18 protein-coding genes are annotated in these 17,051 nt (G+C 64.8%); 9 read left to right on the forward strand and 9 right to left on the reverse strand.

Going from position 1 to position 17,051, the window contains the following annotated elements:
- Window position 1 precedes the first annotated feature (1 nt).
- From IEY58_RS31280 to IEY58_RS31290, 3 genes are all read right to left on the reverse strand, one after another.
- Complete coding sequence (locus tag IEY58_RS31280; protein WP_189052108.1) at window positions 2-1,132, reverse strand: dATP pyrophosphohydrolase; 1,131 nt, start codon at window positions 1,130-1,132, stop codon at window positions 2-4.
- Complete coding sequence (locus IEY58_RS31285; RefSeq protein WP_189052109.1) at window positions 1,129-1,917, reverse strand: sterol desaturase family protein; 789 nt, start codon at window positions 1,915-1,917, stop codon at window positions 1,129-1,131. The genes IEY58_RS31280 and IEY58_RS31285 overlap by 4 nt, the downstream gene beginning before the upstream one ends.
- A 362-nt stretch (window positions 1,918-2,279) precedes the next feature.
- A complete protein-coding gene (locus IEY58_RS31290) occupies window positions 2,280-3,011 on the reverse strand; it encodes an MIP/aquaporin family protein (protein ID WP_189052110.1) in 732 nt (243 codons plus the stop codon).
- 358 nt (window positions 3,012-3,369) lie between these two features.
- Here IEY58_RS31290 and IEY58_RS31295 point away from each other — a divergent pair, with 358 nt between their 5' ends.
- The 7 genes from IEY58_RS31295 to dhaK are packed head-to-tail and all read left to right on the forward strand — an operon-like array spanning window position 3,370 to window position 9,464.
- On the forward strand, window positions 3,370-5,040 hold the full coding sequence (locus tag IEY58_RS31295; protein ID WP_189052111.1) for a dihydroxyacetone kinase subunit DhaK: 1,671 nt from the start codon (window positions 3,370-3,372) through the stop codon (window positions 5,038-5,040).
- Between the two features lie 54 nt (window positions 5,041-5,094).
- Window positions 5,095-5,691 carry a dihydroxyacetone kinase subunit DhaL gene (gene dhaL, locus IEY58_RS31300; protein ID WP_189052112.1) on the forward strand — a complete coding sequence of 199 codons (597 nt, stop codon included), beginning with the start codon at window positions 5,095-5,097 and terminating at the stop codon, window positions 5,689-5,691.
- Between the two features lie 37 nt (window positions 5,692-5,728).
- Window positions 5,729-6,118, forward strand: a complete 390-nt coding sequence (dhaM, locus tag IEY58_RS31305; protein ID WP_189052113.1) for a dihydroxyacetone kinase phosphoryl donor subunit DhaM — start codon at window positions 5,729-5,731, stop codon at window positions 6,116-6,118.
- Between the two features lie 23 nt (window positions 6,119-6,141).
- On the forward strand, window positions 6,142-6,429 hold the full coding sequence (locus IEY58_RS31310) for an HPr family phosphocarrier protein (protein ID WP_229744098.1): 288 nt from the start codon (window positions 6,142-6,144) through the stop codon (window positions 6,427-6,429).
- Window positions 6,422-8,029 (forward strand): phosphoenolpyruvate--protein phosphotransferase, encoded by a 1,608-nt coding sequence (locus tag IEY58_RS31315; protein ID WP_189052115.1) that lies wholly within the window; start codon window positions 6,422-6,424, stop codon window positions 8,027-8,029. The genes IEY58_RS31310 and IEY58_RS31315 overlap by 8 nt, the downstream gene beginning before the upstream one ends.
- Window positions 8,026-8,436: a hypothetical protein gene (locus IEY58_RS31320; protein ID WP_189052116.1), complete on the forward strand. Its 411-nt coding sequence runs from the start codon at window positions 8,026-8,028 to the stop codon at window positions 8,434-8,436. The genes IEY58_RS31315 and IEY58_RS31320 overlap by 4 nt, the downstream gene beginning before the upstream one ends.
- 41 nt (window positions 8,437-8,477) lie before the next feature.
- Complete coding sequence (dhaK, locus tag IEY58_RS31325) at window positions 8,478-9,464, forward strand: dihydroxyacetone kinase subunit DhaK (protein ID WP_189052117.1); 987 nt, start codon at window positions 8,478-8,480, stop codon at window positions 9,462-9,464.
- Window positions 9,465-9,759: 295 nt separating this feature from the next.
- On the opposite strand, the gene IEY58_RS31330 is transcribed toward dhaK, so the two are convergent.
- A complete protein-coding gene (locus IEY58_RS31330) occupies window positions 9,760-10,011 on the reverse strand; it encodes a hypothetical protein (protein WP_189052118.1) in 252 nt (83 codons plus the stop codon).
- A 278-nt stretch (window positions 10,012-10,289) separates the two neighbouring features.
- Between IEY58_RS31330 and IEY58_RS31335 the strand changes: the two genes are divergently transcribed.
- Window positions 10,290-11,504 carry a hypothetical protein gene (locus IEY58_RS31335; protein ID WP_189052119.1) on the forward strand — a complete coding sequence of 405 codons (1,215 nt, stop codon included), beginning with the start codon at window positions 10,290-10,292 and terminating at the stop codon, window positions 11,502-11,504.
- Window positions 11,505-11,800: 296 nt separating this feature from the next.
- On the opposite strand, the gene IEY58_RS31340 is transcribed toward IEY58_RS31335, so the two are convergent.
- The 4 genes from IEY58_RS31340 to IEY58_RS31355 are packed head-to-tail and all read right to left on the reverse strand — an operon-like array spanning window position 11,801 to window position 15,228.
- A complete protein-coding gene (locus tag IEY58_RS31340) occupies window positions 11,801-12,409 on the reverse strand; it encodes a TetR/AcrR family transcriptional regulator (RefSeq protein ID WP_189052120.1) in 609 nt (202 codons plus the stop codon).
- 34 nt (window positions 12,410-12,443) lie between these two features.
- Complete coding sequence (locus IEY58_RS31345) at window positions 12,444-13,196, reverse strand: 2-keto-4-pentenoate hydratase (RefSeq protein ID WP_189052121.1); 753 nt, start codon at window positions 13,194-13,196, stop codon at window positions 12,444-12,446.
- Between the two features lie 13 nt (window positions 13,197-13,209).
- The gene (locus IEY58_RS31350; protein ID WP_189052122.1) at window positions 13,210-14,304 is read right to left on the reverse strand and encodes an enolase C-terminal domain-like protein; all 1,095 of its coding nucleotides are present in this window, start codon (window positions 14,302-14,304) and stop codon (window positions 13,210-13,212) included.
- A 3-nt stretch (window positions 14,305-14,307) separates the two neighbouring features.
- Window positions 14,308-15,228 carry a ketopantoate reductase family protein gene (locus IEY58_RS31355; RefSeq protein ID WP_189052123.1) on the reverse strand — a complete coding sequence of 307 codons (921 nt, stop codon included), beginning with the start codon at window positions 15,226-15,228 and terminating at the stop codon, window positions 14,308-14,310.
- A gap of 691 nt (window positions 15,229-15,919) precedes the next feature.
- Between IEY58_RS31355 and IEY58_RS31360 the strand changes: the two genes are divergently transcribed.
- Entirely contained in the window at window positions 15,920-16,609 is a 690-nt protein-coding gene (locus IEY58_RS31360; RefSeq protein WP_189052124.1) for a response regulator transcription factor, read from the forward strand.
- A gap of 107 nt (window positions 16,610-16,716) precedes the next feature.
- Here IEY58_RS31360 and IEY58_RS31365 read toward each other — a convergent pair.
- The coding region (locus IEY58_RS31365; RefSeq protein ID WP_189052125.1) for a UTRA domain-containing protein at window positions 16,717-17,051 on the reverse strand (335 nt) is incomplete at its 5' end.

The raw sequence follows: 17,051 nt of genomic DNA on the forward strand, positions 1-17,051 counted from the left end.
GCTAAAGCGGCTGTTCGTAGATGCGATAGGTCTTGTAGGCGACGCCGCCCAGGCTCTCGTTCATGTGCCGCATCGGCAGATTGTCCTCGAGGATCCATGACAGCTCGACATGGGTGAAGCCCATGCCGGCGGCCTCCTTGCGGACCGCGTCGATCAGCAGGAACGGCAGCAGCTTGCCGATCACGCCTTGCGAGGCCGCGCGCTTGATGCCCATGAGCGGCACGCGGGCCGTCTTCACGCCCGAAACTTTGAGGCGCCACAGCAGCTTGGCCCAGCCGAACGGCAGCAGCCTGCCGCCCAGATCACGGATCGCCTCGTTGAGATTGGGCAGGCAGACGAGGAAGCCCACGGGCTCGCCCTTCTGCTCGACGATGCTCACCAGGCGCGGGTCGAGCAGCGGCTTCAGCGACTTCGCAAGATGGTCGGTCTCGATTTCCGTGAGCGGCACGAAACCCCAATTGTCGACCCAGGCGTCGTTGAAGATCTCGGTGATCGTCCGGACTTCGTCGTTGTAGCGCTTGAGGTCAAGGCGCCGGACCACGATCTCCTTGGGCAACGGCCGGTCGATGAGGCGGCGGGCGCCTGCCGGCAGGTCGACGGTAATGTCATAGAGGTAGGCTAAGACGTCCTTTGCCTTCCGCAGTCCCAGCTCTTCGAGGCGTCGGCCGACGTGTGGCCGGTCATGCCCCATCAGCAGCATGGGCGGCTTGTCGAAGCCATCGACCAGCAGCCCCATTTCCTCGTTGATGTTGAGGTTGAATGGGCCCTGCATCCGCTGCATGCCGCGGGCGCGCAGCCAGTCCGCCGCCGTTGCGACGAGCGCCTGGAATACCGCCGGATCGTCTTCCGCCGCAATGAGGCCGAACAGGCCGGTCTTGTCGGGCCGTACGGCCAGTGCCTGATGGTCGATCTGCGCACTGATCCGTCCGACGTCGCGCCCGTCCTTGCGCGCGATCCAGAACTGCACGTCGGCATGACCGAAGAACGGGTTCTTCGGCGTCAGCGCCTCCAGCCGTTCCAGATGAAGCGGCGCGATATAGTGGGGATCGTCGCGCTGGAGCCGTTCGGGCAGGCGGATGAAGCGGTTGAGGAGCGCGCGCCCCTCAACCGGGACAATTTCGATGGCTGTCACTGAGCGGCCTTGAGGTCGGAAGCGGCAAAGGCGGAAGGCGGACGATCGCGCGGCGGGGAGCCGGTCAGTTCCATCACGCGAGGATAGCGGCGTGCCTCGTCGAGATCGTAGCCGAGGTTGTAGACAGTCGGGCTCTTCGGCACGTCGCGCACCTGGCGATAGTAGGTGCCGAGCAGCCGGTCGGGCGTAAAGCTCGTGATGCCGTAGTTGCCGTTCTCATTGTGGAAATGGTGGGCGAGATGGTCCCGCTTCAGCCGCTGGATGAACCGGCTCTTCGGCTTGTAGTTCAGATGCTGGATGCAGTGGATGAACTCGTAGACGCAGGTCGTGAAGAGCCCTGCGGCGAGCGCCGTCGCCGCTCCGGGCGCGCCGGCGATCGCATAGCCGATCGGCAGCGTCACAAGCGCGATCGTCGGCAGCGTGTTGCTGGGCGCGCCGAACAGGACCTCGAGCTTGTGCGGGTCCTGGTGATGGTCGAAGTGGATGCGTTTCCAGAGCGCTGCCGACCAGTTCATCTTGTAGAGCCACCGGCCATGCAGGATGAAACGGTGGATCATGTACCAGGCGACCGGGTAGACCGCCAGTACCGCAAAAATGGGCGGGACGACGTCCGTCCACCCCGTCGCTGTCGCGATCGCGACGGCGGCCGCCGCGAGCCCTGCGCCCGCATAAAGCAGGATCGCCGGATAGGTAGCGTAGGCCCACCAGAGTTCGGGCAGCGTCATGCGCCCGAGGTCATAGCTGCGTCCTTGCCAAATGCGCGCCAAGCCAAATTTCTGCGCCATTCCGTTCCTAAACTCCCGGCCCGCTCGGGAAAGACATATGGGCAGCAGCCAGCGGAAAACAGCCACTTGCTATCGCAAAATATGCATGCCGGTAAAGGTGCTGCGTTGCTGTGACACCATCGACGATGGCCGGCAGGTCTCTGCCTCCCGCAGGGGTCGCCCCGGATGACGCTCCAGAACGACCGCCGTTTCTTGCTGTCCGCAGCCTCTGCCGCGGGCCATTCCGCCGAGGCCAGCAACACGGCGACACGGCGCCCGCCAAGGGCAGCGATTCGCGAGCTTCTCGAAAGAGCGGTCGAGCCGGTCAGACGAAAATGGCGAGGCCTCATCGATGTGGTCGTGCCGTCGGAACGCCCCGGGGATCAGCCGATCGCGCGCAGCAGCAAGGCCGCCACGGCCGCGCCAAGGCACGGACCGACCACCGGTATCCACGCATATCCCCAGTCCGACGGGCCTTTTTTCGCGCCGAGGGGCAGGATTGTATGGGCGATGCGTGAGGCCAGGTCTCGCGCCGGGTTGACCGCAAAACCTGTCGGACCGCCCAGCGAAAGTCCGATACCCCACACCACGCCGGCTACAAGGAATGGTCCCAGCCCCGCGGCCGGCCCCGTCGCCGATACTGTTTTGGAGAAGATTGCCGCCACGCCGAGCACCAGCGTCATGGTCGCGATGGCCTCGGTCAGGAGGTTCGCCAGAGGGTAGCGCACGGCAGGTCCGGTCGCGAAACACGCGAGCTTCAGGCCAGGATCGGCCGTCTTGGACCATTGCACGAGGTAGGTCAGATACATCAGCAGCGCGCCGACAAACGCACCCGCGAACTGTGCCAGAACGTATGGGACAAGCTTTGAGACGTCCCCGGTGGCGATGGCGAACGCGAGAGTGACAGCCGGATTGATGTTCGCGTCCGGACTGCCGAACAGCAGCGCGGTGAAAACGCCGATGAGCACCGCGAGCGCCCAGCCGGTCGCGATGACGCCCCACCCGGAACTGTTCCCTTTACTCTCGCTGAGACAAACGTTGGCGACGACGCCGGTTCCGAAAAGCACGAGCATAGCAGTGCCCATGAACTCGCCAACTATTGGACTTGCCAGCATTGGAATCCTCCCGATTTTTTTCTTTCGTTGATCGGAGACACGGCCGGATCCGCACGGGCTTGATAACCTCAAGCTCGCCATCACCGGCGCCATTCGCCGGTCCGATCGGACATTAGAATGTTTAGTCGAACATGATTCACTAAGCATGTCAACTCGATGTCGCGGCAACAAGCGGCTAGACCAGATTCGTCGAATTCCTCTGATTTCTCCCGATTTTTGCTGCGCATCGCGTCAAGAAGATTTGCTGCGCTGCACAACATCACGTACTTGACATGTTTAGTTTGCGACCGACAGATAAACAGCAGAGGCGCACTTAGACGCCTCGCCTGCCGACCGGCACGTAGAGGAGGAACCGAAGATGACCCACCTGCTGAACACACGCGCCGCACTCGTCGCGGAGGCAATCGATGGCGAGCTGCTCGTTTCGGGCGGTCGTCTTGCTCGGCTCGACGGATACCCTGACATCCGGGTTGTCCTGCGCGCCGATTGGGATCGTTCCAAAGTCGCGATCGTGTCGGGCGGAGGCGCCGGGCACGAGCCGGCGCACGTCGGCTTCGTTGGACGCGGCATGTTGACGGCAGCCGTATGCGGTGACGTGTTCGCCTCGCCCAGCACCGACGCGGTGCTGGCCGCGATCCTGACGGTCGCGGGGGAGAAGGGCGTGCTCCTTATCGTCAAGAACTACACTGGCGATCGCCTGAATTTCGGCCTCGCGGCCGAACGGGCGCGCGCACTCGGCATAAAGGTCGAGACCCTGATCGTGGGCGACGACGTCGCCCTGCCCGCCATCGCCCGGCCGCGCGGTATCGCCGGCACGCTATTCGTCCACAAGGTCGCCGGCCAAGCCGCGGAAGCCGGGCATGACCTGGAGACCGTGGCGACTGCGGCCCGCGGGGCGGCGGAGGCAACGCGCTCCATCGGCATGGCGTTGTCTACCTGCACAGTCCCAGGCCAGTCACCGGAAGCTCGTATCCATGCCGGCGAAGCCGAACTCGGCCTCGGCATTCACGGTGAGCCTGGGGTCGAGCGCAGCTCGGTCGAGACGGCGCGCGAGACAGTCAGAACCATGATCAATCGGCTCGGGATAGCGGGCGAGGCCGGGCCATTCGCACTCTTGATCAACAACCTGGGCGGCCTCCCCCCGATTGAACTTGCGGTCGTCACGGAAGCGGTTCTGTCGTCCCCCTTGGGCGCCAAGATCGAACTCGTCGTCGGCCCGGCGCCGATGATGACCTCGCTCGACATGAAGGGCTTCTCGCTGTCGATACTGCCCCTCGATGCCGAGCGCCGCGCAGCACTGCTCGCCCCGACCGAGGCCAAAGGCTGGCCGGGCGCGACACCGGTGGGTCCGCTAAAGGTCCTGCCGTTGCCAGAATCGCTCCGAACGGAGAGATTGAGGACGGCGTGCGTGGCAACGCCCGAGACGGAGCCGGTACGTGCCGCGATCGAGGCAGCCCTGACGGCGTTGATCGCGAGCAAGGACGTGCTGAACCGGCTCGACAGCAAGGTCGGCGACGGTGACACTGGCTCGACGGTCGCTCACGCCGCCCAGGGACTGCGCGATGATCTCGACGCTTTCGTACAGCCGGCCTGGGGCGAGACGCTGCTCGCCATGGCGCACCGCACGAGCAAAGCCATGGGCGGGTCGAGTGGCGTGATCGCATCGATCTTTCTCGCGGCGGTCGGCGGGACGCTGAACAAGCTCGGGGATTGGCCGGAGGCGTTGCGGGCCGGTTTCGACCGAGTCGCCTTCTATGGAGGTGCCAGTGAGGGCGAGCGGACGATGCTGGACGCACTTGGACCGGCAATCCGTGCCATGGAAGAGGGCGGCGACCTCGTGGCGGCCGCAAAAGCGGCGGAGGCGGGTGCGGCTCGCACGGCCGATGTCGTTGTAACGAGCGCCGGACGCTCGAGCTATCTCAAGGCAGAGGATCTTCGGGGCGTCCCGGATCCCGGTGCCATCGCGGTCGCGGCCGTTCTGAGGTCGCTGGCCCTATCGGCCACCGCGACACAAAGTGCGTCCGCCTGAAGCGTCGATAGGACCCCGGCAGGTCTTCAACAATTCCGGCCAACGGGTGTGCGCATGACACCAGAACAACTGCACCGGGTGATCGTGACGGTGGCTGACGCCGTCATTGACCATGCTGACGAGCTGACCGCCCTTGACCAGGCGATCGGAGATGGCGATCACGGCCTCAACATGAAACGCGGCTTCGACGCGGTGCGCGCCGATGCCGCACTCCTTGCCGCCAAACCGCTGCCCGAGGCGCTTGGTGCCATCGGCCTGCAGCTGGTGATGAAGATCGGTGGTGCCTCCGGTCCGCTCTATGGCACTCTGCTCATGGCGATGGGCAAGGCGATCTCCCCGGACGGCGCCAACATAGCCGCGGCCTTCGCCGGCGGCGTGGCGGCGGTGAAGGCGCGCGGCAAATCCCAGCCGGGGCAAAAGACCATGTTGGATGTGCTGGTGCCGATCGAGGCTGCCTTGTCGGCGGGTGCCCCCGATCTGCCGCATCGGCTCCCCGCCATTGCCCAAGCCGCGGCCGAAGCGACCGTTCCGATGGAGGCCACCCGCGGGAGAGCGTCGTTTCTCGGCGCGCGCTCTATCGGGCATATGGACCCCGGCGCCTGTTCCTCGGCATTGATCACCGCGGCCGTTTGCCGTGCCTTGGGGGACTGAGTTTTGGGGAGGCCTGAGCTTTGAGGAGGACTGAGTTTTGGCCAATGTTGGAATTGTCATCGTGTCACATTCACCCAAGATCGCGGAGGGTGCGGCGGACATGGTCCGCCAGATGGTGGGCAACAGCGTGAAGCTGGCTTGCGCCGGCGGCGATCCGAACGGCGGGCTGGGCACCGATGTTGCCGCCATTGTCGCAGCGATCGACAGCGCCTGGTCCGAGGCGGGCGTCGCAATCCTGGTCGATCTCGGCGGGGCCGAAACCAACAGCGAGATGGCCGTGGAGCTGTTGCCCGAAGACCGGCGCGACCGGGTGGTGGTGTGCAACGCGCCGATCGTCGAGGGCGCCGTCATCGCCGCCGCCGAAGCCTCAGGCGGCTCCTCGCTCGAGATCGTCCGGCGCACCGCCGAGGAGCTGTCGCCGCAATGAGGAATGGATCTCCCATTGAGGTTGTGATCGCGAGCGCCGAGCTGACCAATCCCGCCGGGCTGCATGCTCGTCCTTCGGTCAAGCTCACCGGCCTCGCCAAGTCGTTCAGCTGTGCCGTGGAAATCGCGCTGTCGGCCGACGGCCCATGGGTGGACGCCAAAAGCCCGGTGAAGGTGATGCGCGTAAAGGCGCCGCGCGGCTCGGTCCTGCATGTCCGCACGACGGGCGCCGGTGCCAACGCCGCCTCCGAAGCCGTGATGGCGCTGGTGCGCGAGGGCTTCGGCGAGCATGAGGGCAATCCGCATGGCTGAGCGCCGCCTGCACGGCCGCAGCGCCGCCCCCGGCCTGGCGCACGGCATGGTCGCCGTGCTGGACCCCGGGCTCGCTGAGCGGCGCCCGGCAGGGGAGGCGGCCGAGGAAACAGCGGCACTGCAGCAAGCCATTGCGGCCGCTCTTGCCGAGCTGGAAATGCAAGTCCGCCGCCTTGCCGACGATGCCGCGGACATGCTGGGTTTTCAGCTGGCGATATTGTCCGACGACGAGCTCGCCCGACCGGCGTGGGACGCGATCGTCGGCGGGGCGTCGGCGGATGTCGCCTGGTGCGACGTGATGGCGGCCGAGATCGCACATTATGCGGCTGGTGACGAATATTTCGCGGCCCGCACCGCCGATCTCGAGGACATCCGCGACCGCGTGCTGCGGCAGCTCACCCCTGGATCCGAAGCGGCGGCAATTCCCGCCGGCGCCGTCGTGGTGGCGGCCGACCTGCCCCTCTCCCGCTTCCTCTCCATCGACTGGCTGCGTGGTGGTGCCATTGTGTTGACCGATGGCAGCCCATCCGGCCATGTCGCCATGCTGGCGCGGGCCCGCGGCGTGCCGATGGTCACCGGGGTCGGCGGTGCGCCCGCTTCCCTTGCGGGTGTCGAAGCGCTGGTCGACGCCGTCTCGGGCGAAGTGGTGCTGGATCCGAGCGATGCCACCCGTGCCGACTTTGCCGCGAAGTGCCGCACCGAAGCCGCAGTCAGCGCCGGCCGGGCCGAATATCGTTATCGCGACGCCAGGACCGCCGATGGCGCTCGCATCAAAATGAACCTCAACATCAGCGATATTGCCGAACTCGACGGGCTCGACCCGGCGATCTGCGATGGCATCGGTCTGGTCCGAACCGAGTTGCTGTTCCGCGACCAGGCCGCCCTGCTCGACGAGAACACCCAGTTCGAGGCCTATCGGCGCCTGGCTGTGTGGGCGGAAGGGCGGCCGGTCACCATTCGCACGCTGGATGCCGGCGGCGACAAGCCGATCCCCGGGGTTACCATCGACGGCGAAAGCAATCCGTTCCTGGGTTTGCGCGGCATCCGCCTGTCGCTGCGTCACCCGGACCTATTTCGCACGCAATTGCGCGCCCTTGCCCGGGCGGCCGTGCATGGGAATGTGCGCATCATGCTACCGATGGTAACTATCCCGGCCGAGCTTGAGGCTGCTCGGGCGATGCTCAATGAAGCAGTCGACAGTCTTGCTGCCGAAGGCATCGCGGCGCGCCGGCCGGCGTTGGGCATCATGGTCGAGGTGCCGGCTGCGGCCATTGCAATTGATGAATTCAACGCCGGATTCTTCTCGATCGGCTCCAACGACCTCATCCAGTACGTGACCGCCGCCGGCCGCGACATTGCGGCCGTGGCCGAACTGGCCAATCCGCGGAACCCCGCCGTGCTGCGGCTCATCGCGGCAATCGTCCGGCACGGCGCGGAGGCCGGTCGCGAGGTGAGCCTGTGCGGCGATGCCGGCGCCGATCCAGCCCTGGTGACGACCCTGCTGCGAACCGGGTTGCGGTCACTGTCGGTAGCACCATCGGCCTTGGAGCGTACCAAAGAGGCCGTGGCCGCAACCGACCTGCGCCTGACGCTGCCATGAGCGACGTTTCCAGCAGCCCGGTCGCCGACTATAAGCGCCTATTGCAAATCGTCTGCGACAATCGCCCCTCCGGCACCCGCCACAGGCTGGCGAAGGCGCTCGGCACCAATCGGTCCTTTGTCTCGCAACTGACCAATCCGATCTACACCGTACCGATTCCGGTGCAGCATCTGGAGACGATCTTCGAGGTCTGCCATTTCTCCATGACGGAGCGCACGGCGTTCCTGGCGGCGTACGACCGGGCCCATCCGGAGCGCCGCAAGGCCGCCGAGGCGCAGCCGAAAGTCCGTGAGATCACGCTGTCCGTGCCGGATCTCGGCAGCGCCAAGCGCAATCAGCAGCTGGATGACATGATGGCCGAGTATGCCCGGCAGATGGCCCGGCTGCTCTCCACGCAAGACGACTGAAATCGGCTCACAAACAATCGGTCGCCAGGGAGGAAAATACGATGAAGAAGCTGATGAACGCCGCCGACACCATGCTCGCGGAAAGCCTGGACGGGTTCGCGGCGGCACACGCCGATATCGTGACGCTGGCAGCAGATCGCAAATTCATCCGCCGCCGCACACTGACCCCCGGCAAGGTTGCGCTGATCTCCGGTGGCGGCTCAGGCCACGAGCCGCTGCACAGTGGCTTTGTCGGCCGCGGCATGCTCGATGCCGCCTGCCCGGGCCAGGTGTTCACCTCGCCCACACCGGACCAGATCGTCGAGGCGATCGAGGCGGTCGACACGGGCGCCGGCAGTCTGCTGATCGTCAAGAACTACGAAGGCGATGTCATGAACTTCGAAATGGCCGCCGAGATCGCCGGCGACCATCGAATGGCCACCGTGGTGATCGATGATGATGTGGCTGTGCCGAATTCCACCTGGTCCACCGGCCGGCGCGGTGTGGCTGGCACGCTGGTGGTGGAGAAGATCCTGGGGGCGGCCGCCGAGCAATCAATGGGGTTGGCCGAATTGCAGCAGCTCGGCCGGGCGATGAACGCGCGCACCCGATCGATGGGCGTGGCGCTCTCGCCCTGTACGGTGCCCGCTGCAGGCAAGCCGACCTTTCAGCTTGGCGACGACGAGATGGAAGTGGGGGTCGGCATCCACGGCGAGCCCGGCCGCAAACGCACCCGCCTCGAAGCCGCGGACGCCATTGCCGAAGAGATGATCGGATCCATCGTGGCTGATCTCGCTCCCTCGGAAGGCCGCGAATGTCTTCTGCTCGTCAACGGCTTTGGCGCCACGCCATCGATGGAGCTCTATCTCATGGTCAACGCCGCCCGGCGCATTCTGCAAGCCCGCGGGCTGGTCGTGGCGCGATACCTCACGGGCTCGCTCGTCACGTCCCTGGACATGGCCGGCTGCTCGCTGACGGTGAGCATTCTCGACGCCGATACGATGCGGCTGTGGGATGCGCCGGTTAAAACCGCGGCGCTGTGCTGGTGATGGCGCCAGGGGCAAGACGAAGCGACCCGCACCGAGGCCGCAGCGCGCGGTCGCGCTCTGGCTGAGAAGCGCGGGCCTCGCCCACGCGCGGGCGATCATGAAGGCCCGCACGTCGCTGACCGAGGTGCTGGAGCCGGTGTTGGCAAGCCTGGCGCGGAGCGAGACGGACGCTCGATCGATCTGTCGGTTCTGCGATGAGGGCGTGTGCCGGCCCCAGGGCTGCCCGGTGGAGCAAGCTGCTTTCCAATCGGTGGAGGAGCGCTAAGGCGCAAAAGAGGCGGACGACCGAGCCCCATCAGCACTCGTTGTGCATCGCTTCTGCGCGACGTCGCCCCGCGGATCTAATCCAGTTTGAAGTTCGTTCTGGCCCATTCGAGGCCCAGAACAGATGCGAGGTGCGTTTCAGCGACAGCTCGGCGTTTCTCCACTTCGCTTTCGTGAAAGTTTTCGACGAGCGGCTGACGCTGCTGAATAGGATGGTCCGCTTGGACATCGCAATCCGCTGACCAGCGAACGCGCTGAGGGTTATCTCGGTCAGCGAGAACATGTCAGCGAAAATTCCTGTTTAGTCCCGGCATTTGACGGATCGGATTGAGTGGCTTCGCGTCGCGATCCCCTCAATCCGTGAATCCATCTCCCATCAAATATTAGTGATCACTCATATTTCTATAATAAAATATTGGTGATCGCCAATATTTCAGAAAGCATTGCTTTGCAATTCATGCCAATTTCGAAGCGAATACCCGGCTACGACCGCACCTGCATTCTCCGTATCACGAACATTGGAATGGCGCGCCACGCGTCTGGCATAACAAGGATAGGGAAATGCCGAACAGTCTCCTCAAGCGTCTCATGACGAGCGTTGGAGCGCTCAGTCTCGTCATTGCGACATTGTCTCCAGCATTCGCGAAGGATGGTCCCGGAGAGGGGCCGCGGGCCAGCAATGGTCCGGGCTGCACCGTCTTTCCGGCACCCGCGTCGGTCGGCACCACCATTGGCCTCAGCTATTTCGGACCGCCCGCGTCGGACACGAATCCGAGCTTCGTCGGTCCGACGCAACTGCTGAAGTCGGGCACAGTGGACGACATCAACGGCCGCATTACGTTGCCGCTCTATGAGGGCTTCATGGATGACGGCTCGAACACGCCCGTATGGTACATTCTGACCGACACCAGCGATGAATCTCAGGCGACTGCGCTCGGCTTGAATTTTTCCGCCAAGCTCCAATTCGCCGCGATCGGCGCGCGGACGGCCCGCTTCGGGGCGGACAATGTTCTTCATTTCCAGAAAGGGCGGGTCAACTTCGCGCCGCATCGCGTGCTGACCCCCGGCTCGCCGAACGCCTATCCGCCTGCCTTGGCGGTGCCCGGATCCGTCGGCGACAAGAATTACAGCCCGTTCGTCATGGTCACCAACCAGAACGGCACGATCTACAACGCCCCGATCATCGCCTTCGGCGTCCAGGCGTCGGAGATCAATTTTCCGAACGGCAACGTCGACTATACCAGGGTCCATGACGAGGTGGTCGCGATCGACACCATCCACAAGACGGTGACGCTTCAGCTCATCAACGGTTTCAGCTTCGGGCGGCCCGTCTGGTACTTGTCGATGGACTCCAGCGATCCGACGGTTGCCGCGATCGAGGGGGCAACCTATGCACCGCTGCTGGGCAAGCTTCCGGTCGGCGGGGACGACAGCTTCTCCAGCCCCGTGGAGCGGATCTTCATCGCGGAGAATGGTGCTACGGACTGCAACAATCCGCTTCGCCAAGGATTGGACGCCGCGATCACCGATAATTTCCGGCCGAACAACACACTCGGCGGCATCCCGACCCTCGGTCTCGACTACAGCCCGGCCTGGGATATCAATCTCTACGAATGGACGCCGGCGGCGATCCGGGCCGGCTACCGCCAGCAACTGCGTGAAGAGTTTCAGATCCTGACCTACGCGCAAGACGGGCTCATTACCGGGCCCAAGGGAAAGCCCTTCGGCAGCATCGGCGTGATCAACAATTGTCCGATCGTCGAGCGGCTGGATTGACGATTGCCGGCCACGACCGCAAGCAGCAGCGGCGCGTGACGGTGTTGATCGGCAGCGATCTATAGATCCGCACCATCTCGACTTAGCATCTTCGGCTCTGTTGCAAAAATTCGGCGATCCACAGGATATCGCGCGCCGTCGTCCGTTGAGAGACGCTGGCCCTCGTATGCTGTCCGATTTTGCGGCAGAGCCCCTTCGGCTACCGGCAGACCCGGATTGAACGCTGTGAATGAAGACCGCAGCGCAACCCCGCGTCGGCTTGACATAATCCTTGAAGAATATTGGCAGATCTTTGTTTAGCCGGCGTTCCGCTCGACGCCGAGTGCCGCCAGCGCCGTCGCCGCCACCATCTCCAGACGCTGCCGGGATGGCCTCGTCTTGGCGAGCACGTTCAGGCCTTGAACCACGCAGACAAGGAAGGCCGCATCTTCGAGCGGCGTTCCGGCCCGGATCGCAGCCGGGATCTCACCCGCTTGGCGCGCACGCGCGATCGCTCCGGCCAGGGCGGTCTCGAGCCGCGCCAGATGGAGGTCGACCTTCGCCTTCACCTCGGCGTCGCGCTGAGCCAGCTCGACGATCGTGTTGGTGATGAGGCAGCCCCACTGGCGCTTGCCGTCGACCATGCCGTCGATCAGCTTGCTGAAATACGCCCGGAGGGCGCCGAGGCCCGACGCGTCGCGCCCGAGGATCTCGACCGCCTCGGCAGAGACGGTCGACATGTATCGATCGATCGCCAGCACGTAAAGGCGTCGCTTATCGCCGTATGTGCCGTAGAGGCTCCCCGGGAAGAGCCCCATCGTCTTGCAGAGTGCCGTCAGCGCGCTGCCTTCGAAGCCGTGCTCCCAGAACGCGTCGACAGCCCGATCCAGTCGCTCTTCGAGGTCGAACGTCCTTACCCGCCCCATAATCCTTGCTCCATCACTGCCCTTCCTTGTCCGCCTAGACAATTCTGCATTCGACGAAGGTCGTTCCGTCGACCGATACGGCCACCGCATCGCCGGGCCGGACCGGATGCAGCCCCAAAGGGGTTCCGGTCAGCACCAGATCGCCGGGCGCCAGATGCAAGCCCCACTCCTTGAGGTGGGCGCCCAACCAAGCAACGGCCTCGACCGCCCCGCCCGGCATGGACCACAGCCCGCCCGAGGCGACCGCGTCGCCGTTGATCCTGATCGTGAGCGCTTGCGATCCGGCCCAACGTTCAAGCGGCAGCGCCGGGTCATGCGGCAAGACCGCGCCCGCGTTCAAACCGTTGTTCGCGACGAGCTCGACGAGCGTTTTGCTGGCACCTCGAAAAACGAAATGATGCAGCTCGATCACCGGGAATGCGCCGACAATTGTCTCGCCCGGGCCGATGGCGACCGCCATCTCCCCCTCGATCGCCAGGTTGGCATAGTCGGCGTGCGCCAGCATGGCACCGGAGGGATGCATCTCACTCTTGTAGAGATAGCCACGAATGGGGCCGGCCATGCCGAACTGCTCGACGATGCCGGGCCCGATGCAGCCGATCTTGTAGCCGATCGTACTGTCCCCCGCCGTCTGCCGCAGACGCACGACCTCGCGCTGAAGCCGGTAGGCATCCGACAGATGAAGCGGCGCATGCCCCTCGCCGAAATAAGTCCCCGGTGTCCGGCGCTGATAGTCGCGCCACTGCCGGACGGCGAGCGCCCGGATGTCGGGAAGCGGTGGCGGCATCGCGGGGTGCCCCTCAGTCGAGGCGGAAACGGGTGACGGCGGCATCGTCCCAGCGCATGCCATGGCCGGGCCGATCGGGCACGAGGGCCATGCCCTCGGCGATCTTGAGCGGCTCCTGCAAGATCGGCACGGCCCAATCCACGTATTCGAGCCAGTGCTGCGTCGGCGTCGCCATCAGCAGATGCGCGCTTACTTCCGGGAACAGATGAGACGAGACCTCTCGATTGTATGAGGCGGCAAGCCCGGCTGCTTGCTGCCACCCGGTAATGCCGCCGATCCGGTCGAGATCAAGCATGACCAAATCGGACGCGCCTGCCCCGAGGGCCGCAGCCATCGGCGGGAGCCCCGTGAAGTTTTCGCCGATCTGGATCGGTGTCGCCGTCGCCGCCGCGAGTTTGGCGGCATGGCGGTAGTCGTCGTGCCGGATCGGCTCTTCGATCCAGTAGACGCCCTCGCCGTCCAGCGCCTGGCAATACCGCATCGCTTGGGCGAAGGTCAGGGCCTGGTTGAAGTCGACCATCAGATCGATCGGGTCAGGCAGCCGTCGGCGCACTGCGCGCGCAACGGCCAAATCGTGCTCGAACGTCGCGCGTCCGAGGCGCAGTTTGACCGCCCGGAAGCCGCCCTCGAGCAACGCCTCCGCCTCGTCCGCCGCGGCATCCGGCGGCATGAGGCCGAGTCCGTTGCTGTTGTACGCCGGGATGGGGCGGAGCTCAGTGCCGAGATAGGTCGCGAGCGGCACGCCCGCGGCGATGGCGAGCGCGTCCCAGATCGCCGTGTCGACCGACGAGGCAACCATGGCAAGCGGCCCGACAACGCCAGGCAGCCTGAAATGCCGCGCGATCCGCTTCGACAGGTCGAGTGGCGCCAGGGGCAGCCCGGCGAGCGCTGCGCCGAGCTCGGCCACCACCGGCACGAGCCCGCGCGCGATCGACGGCAGGTAGCAGAAGGCGTAAGCCGTGCCGCACGGTCCCTCGTCGGTCGCCAGATCGACGAGCAATAGTGACGCGGTGTCGATTTGGCCGGCGCTGGTGCCGAGCGGCCGCTTCATGGGAACGGCGACCGCCGTGGCCGAGATCGATCGCAGGGTGAGAGACGGCGCCGCCATGGATCAGGCCCTCCCTTGAACGAAGGGCGCCAGCGCGTCGGCAATCTTCTTGTTGGCCGGTGTCGGCACGCCGACGGCGGCCCCCATCTCGACGACGCCGCCGCTCAGCCACGGCAGCTCCAGGCGATTGCCCCGGTCGAGGTCGCCATGCATCGACGAGGTCATCGTGGCCGGGATCGTGTCGCAGAACGCCAGCCGGTTTTCGGCGAAGTCGGGCGGCAAGGGCACGCCGCGCGCGCGCCCGACGGCAACGACGTCTCGCATCGTCTCCAGCAGCAGGGCCCGGGATTCGGCATTCTCGCGGATCGGGCCGATCGGCTGGCGCAGCAATGCGGTCGTGCCCGAAAGGCCGACAAGAAAGACGAATTTCTCCCAGATCAGCCGCTCGATCTCGCCACTTAGCTCGGCATCGATCCCGGCTCCGGTGCAGGCCTCGAGGAGCGCCTCCCCTCGCGCCGAACGTGCCCCGCCGTACTCGCCGAACACGAGCCGCTGCATCGTGCCATTATGCCGGATGATGCCGGGTGCCTCGATCAAGGCCGCGATATAGCACACGCCGCCCATGATCGCCTGGGACGGCACATGCCGTCGGAAAATTTCGTCCTTCTGCACGCCGTTCTGCAGCGAGAGGATCGCCGCCCCCCGCTCTGCCAGCGGCCGCAGGCTGGGGGCAATCGCCTCCGTGTCCCAGAGCTTGACGCCGACCAGCACGAGATCGACGGCCCCCGCTTCGGCGATCGTCTCGACCGCCTTCACCTTGGGAACATGGATTTCCCCAAGCGGGCTCAGGAGGCGCAGGCCCTGACGGCGGATGGCATCCAGATGCGCGCCCCGCGCGATGAAGGTCACATCGTTGCCGGCCGCGGCAAGACGACCCCCGAAATATCCCCCGACGCCGCCAGCTCCAAGAATGGCGATCTTCATCGATTCCTCCTCTTCGAACTTGAACGTTCAATCATCATTTTCGCCAACAGTCCTGCCATCGAGCGACGGGTGTCAATGGGGAGCGTTCGACTACACAGCAATGTGATTGGCGACGAAAGAAGCCCTGCCGACCAGTCGCTCGCGCGAGCATTGTCGACGGCATTCTTGAATTTTTGCTCATATTCGAAGAGTCGGTGCGGATCCTCGCATACGGCCATGCGGCGTTCGTCGCTCGATGAACCCCAGCCCATAGAGGCCGAGCCTATCCCATGTCGGGGAGAGACCGGTCGTGAAGCACCGCACGCTCGCGGGCGAAATCAGGCGTCCGGCCTGGAGTGCTCGCATGAAATGGAACAGATCCGCAGCCGTGCCGTACGCGGCTTCCGCCGGGCAAGATCGCGTCAATCGTCCCGGTGTCGACACGCATGACCGTGAGGCCACGGATCCTGACGGTAAACCCCGCGTGAAGTTCGTCGGGCAGGTTTGTAACCATCGCAAGCGGGACGCCGAACTATACCGCCATACCCGTGGTCGGCCGGCAGCTGTTCAGCCGGAGGCGACCGAAGCTGCTCGTGTCGGTTTGCCCAAATGACCGGGTTGTCCCTGGGGGGCCGAACCCTCGCTCGCTTCCCGTCAGTTCCAAAATACGCCCCGTCAGTAATGGGCGATGAGTAGAAATCAGAGGAACGCCATGAAAGCACCGAAGAAGATTCTTTTGGTCGATGACGACCGTGAACTGCGCGAGATACTGACCAAACAACTCCGCCTGCATGAGGAGTTCCTGACGGAATCGGTCGGCGACGCGGCAGCGGCGCTCGAGATTACCAAGAACCATTACTTCGACATCTTGATTCTCGACGTCGGCCTGCCGGACATGGATGGGCGGGAGCTTTGCCGGGTCATGCGACGAAACGGCGTCCGCGCGCCCATCGTCATGTTGACCGGCGCAGATAGCGAGGCGGACACGATTTTGGGCCTTGAAGCGGGTGCCAATGACTACGTGACCAAGCCGTTCCGCTTGGGCGTTCTCTTGGCCCGGCTTCGTGCGCTCCTACGTCAACATGAGCTGAGCGAGGACGCGATCTTCACCATCGGGCCCTTCAGTTTCCGTCCGGGCACGAAGCTCCTGGCGACAGAGGGCGGCAAGAAAAAGATACGCCTGACCGAGAAGGAAACGGCAATCTTGAAATTCCTCCTCCGGTCCGGCGACCGGGCGGTCAGCCGAGATCAACTCCTGACCGAGCTGTGGGGCTATAACACGGCTGTTACCACCCACACGCTTGAAACGCATATTTACCGCCTTCGGCAAAGGATCGAACTCGACCCGTCAAAGCCTGAGATCCTGATCACCGACCTTGGGGGTTATCGACTGATGCCGTGATTGCTGACGCATGATTGCACTGCCGTCTGACGAGACCAACTCTCCCTCGAAACCGTCTCCGGTCCGAGATCGAGCCGTTCGTCGCCCGGGTGCCCGCCGCATAGCGCCTAGCCGCTGGGCGTGAAATGCGCGACGAGGTCGTAGAGATGGCCGGGATGGGTGAGCCGGACGGCCGTGATCGGCGCCCCGTTCCACCAAGTGCGACGCTCGATGACGAGACAGGCATGGCCCGGCTCAAGATTGAGGGCAGCCGCCGTGGCATCGTCGGCGCTTTGTGCGGTGATGCGATGTTCGGCCTCGCTCCACGGTACGTGCCCGACGAGCCAGGTGTTCGGCGGCACTGTGGCGAAATCCTGGTCGAGGGCGTCCGGCACCTCGCCGAGGTTGAGCAGGCGATCCTCGAGCGCGAAGGGCTGGCCGCCCGTGAGATGCCGGCAGCGGA

Source organism: Aliidongia dinghuensis (assembly GCF_014643535.1).
Taxonomy (GTDB): Bacteria; Pseudomonadota; Alphaproteobacteria; order ATCC43930; family CGMCC-115725; genus Aliidongia; species Aliidongia dinghuensis.

Coding starts and splice junctions, on each gene's coding strand:
- IEY58_RS31285 (WP_189052109.1), bottom strand. CDS start 1,917: ATGGCGCAGAAATTTGGCTTGGCGCGCATTTGGCAAGGACGCAGCTAT.
- IEY58_RS31290 (WP_189052110.1), bottom strand. CDS start 3,011: ATGCTGGCAAGTCCAATAGTTGGCGAGTTCATGGGCACTGCTATGCTC.
- IEY58_RS31295 (WP_189052111.1), top strand. CDS start 3,370: ATGACCCACCTGCTGAACACACGCGCCGCACTCGTCGCGGAGGCAATC.
- dhaL (WP_189052112.1), top strand. CDS start 5,095: ATGACACCAGAACAACTGCACCGGGTGATCGTGACGGTGGCTGACGCC.
- IEY58_RS31315 (WP_189052115.1), top strand. CDS start 6,422: ATGGCTGAGCGCCGCCTGCACGGCCGCAGCGCCGCCCCCGGCCTGGCG.
- IEY58_RS31320 (WP_189052116.1), top strand. CDS start 8,026: ATGAGCGACGTTTCCAGCAGCCCGGTCGCCGACTATAAGCGCCTATTG.
- dhaK (WP_189052117.1), top strand. CDS start 8,478: ATGAAGAAGCTGATGAACGCCGCCGACACCATGCTCGCGGAAAGCCTG.
- IEY58_RS31330 (WP_189052118.1), bottom strand. CDS start 10,011: ATGTTCTCGCTGACCGAGATAACCCTCAGCGCGTTCGCTGGTCAGCGG.
- IEY58_RS31335 (WP_189052119.1), top strand. CDS start 10,290: ATGCCGAACAGTCTCCTCAAGCGTCTCATGACGAGCGTTGGAGCGCTC.
- IEY58_RS31340 (WP_189052120.1), bottom strand. CDS start 12,409: ATGGGGCGGGTAAGGACGTTCGACCTCGAAGAGCGACTGGATCGGGCT.
- IEY58_RS31345 (WP_189052121.1), bottom strand. CDS start 13,196: ATGCCGCCACCGCTTCCCGACATCCGGGCGCTCGCCGTCCGGCAGTGG.
- IEY58_RS31350 (WP_189052122.1), bottom strand. CDS start 14,304: ATGGCGGCGCCGTCTCTCACCCTGCGATCGATCTCGGCCACGGCGGTC.
- IEY58_RS31355 (WP_189052123.1), bottom strand. CDS start 15,228: ATGAAGATCGCCATTCTTGGAGCTGGCGGCGTCGGGGGATATTTCGGG.
- IEY58_RS31360 (WP_189052124.1), top strand. CDS start 15,920: ATGAAAGCACCGAAGAAGATTCTTTTGGTCGATGACGACCGTGAACTG.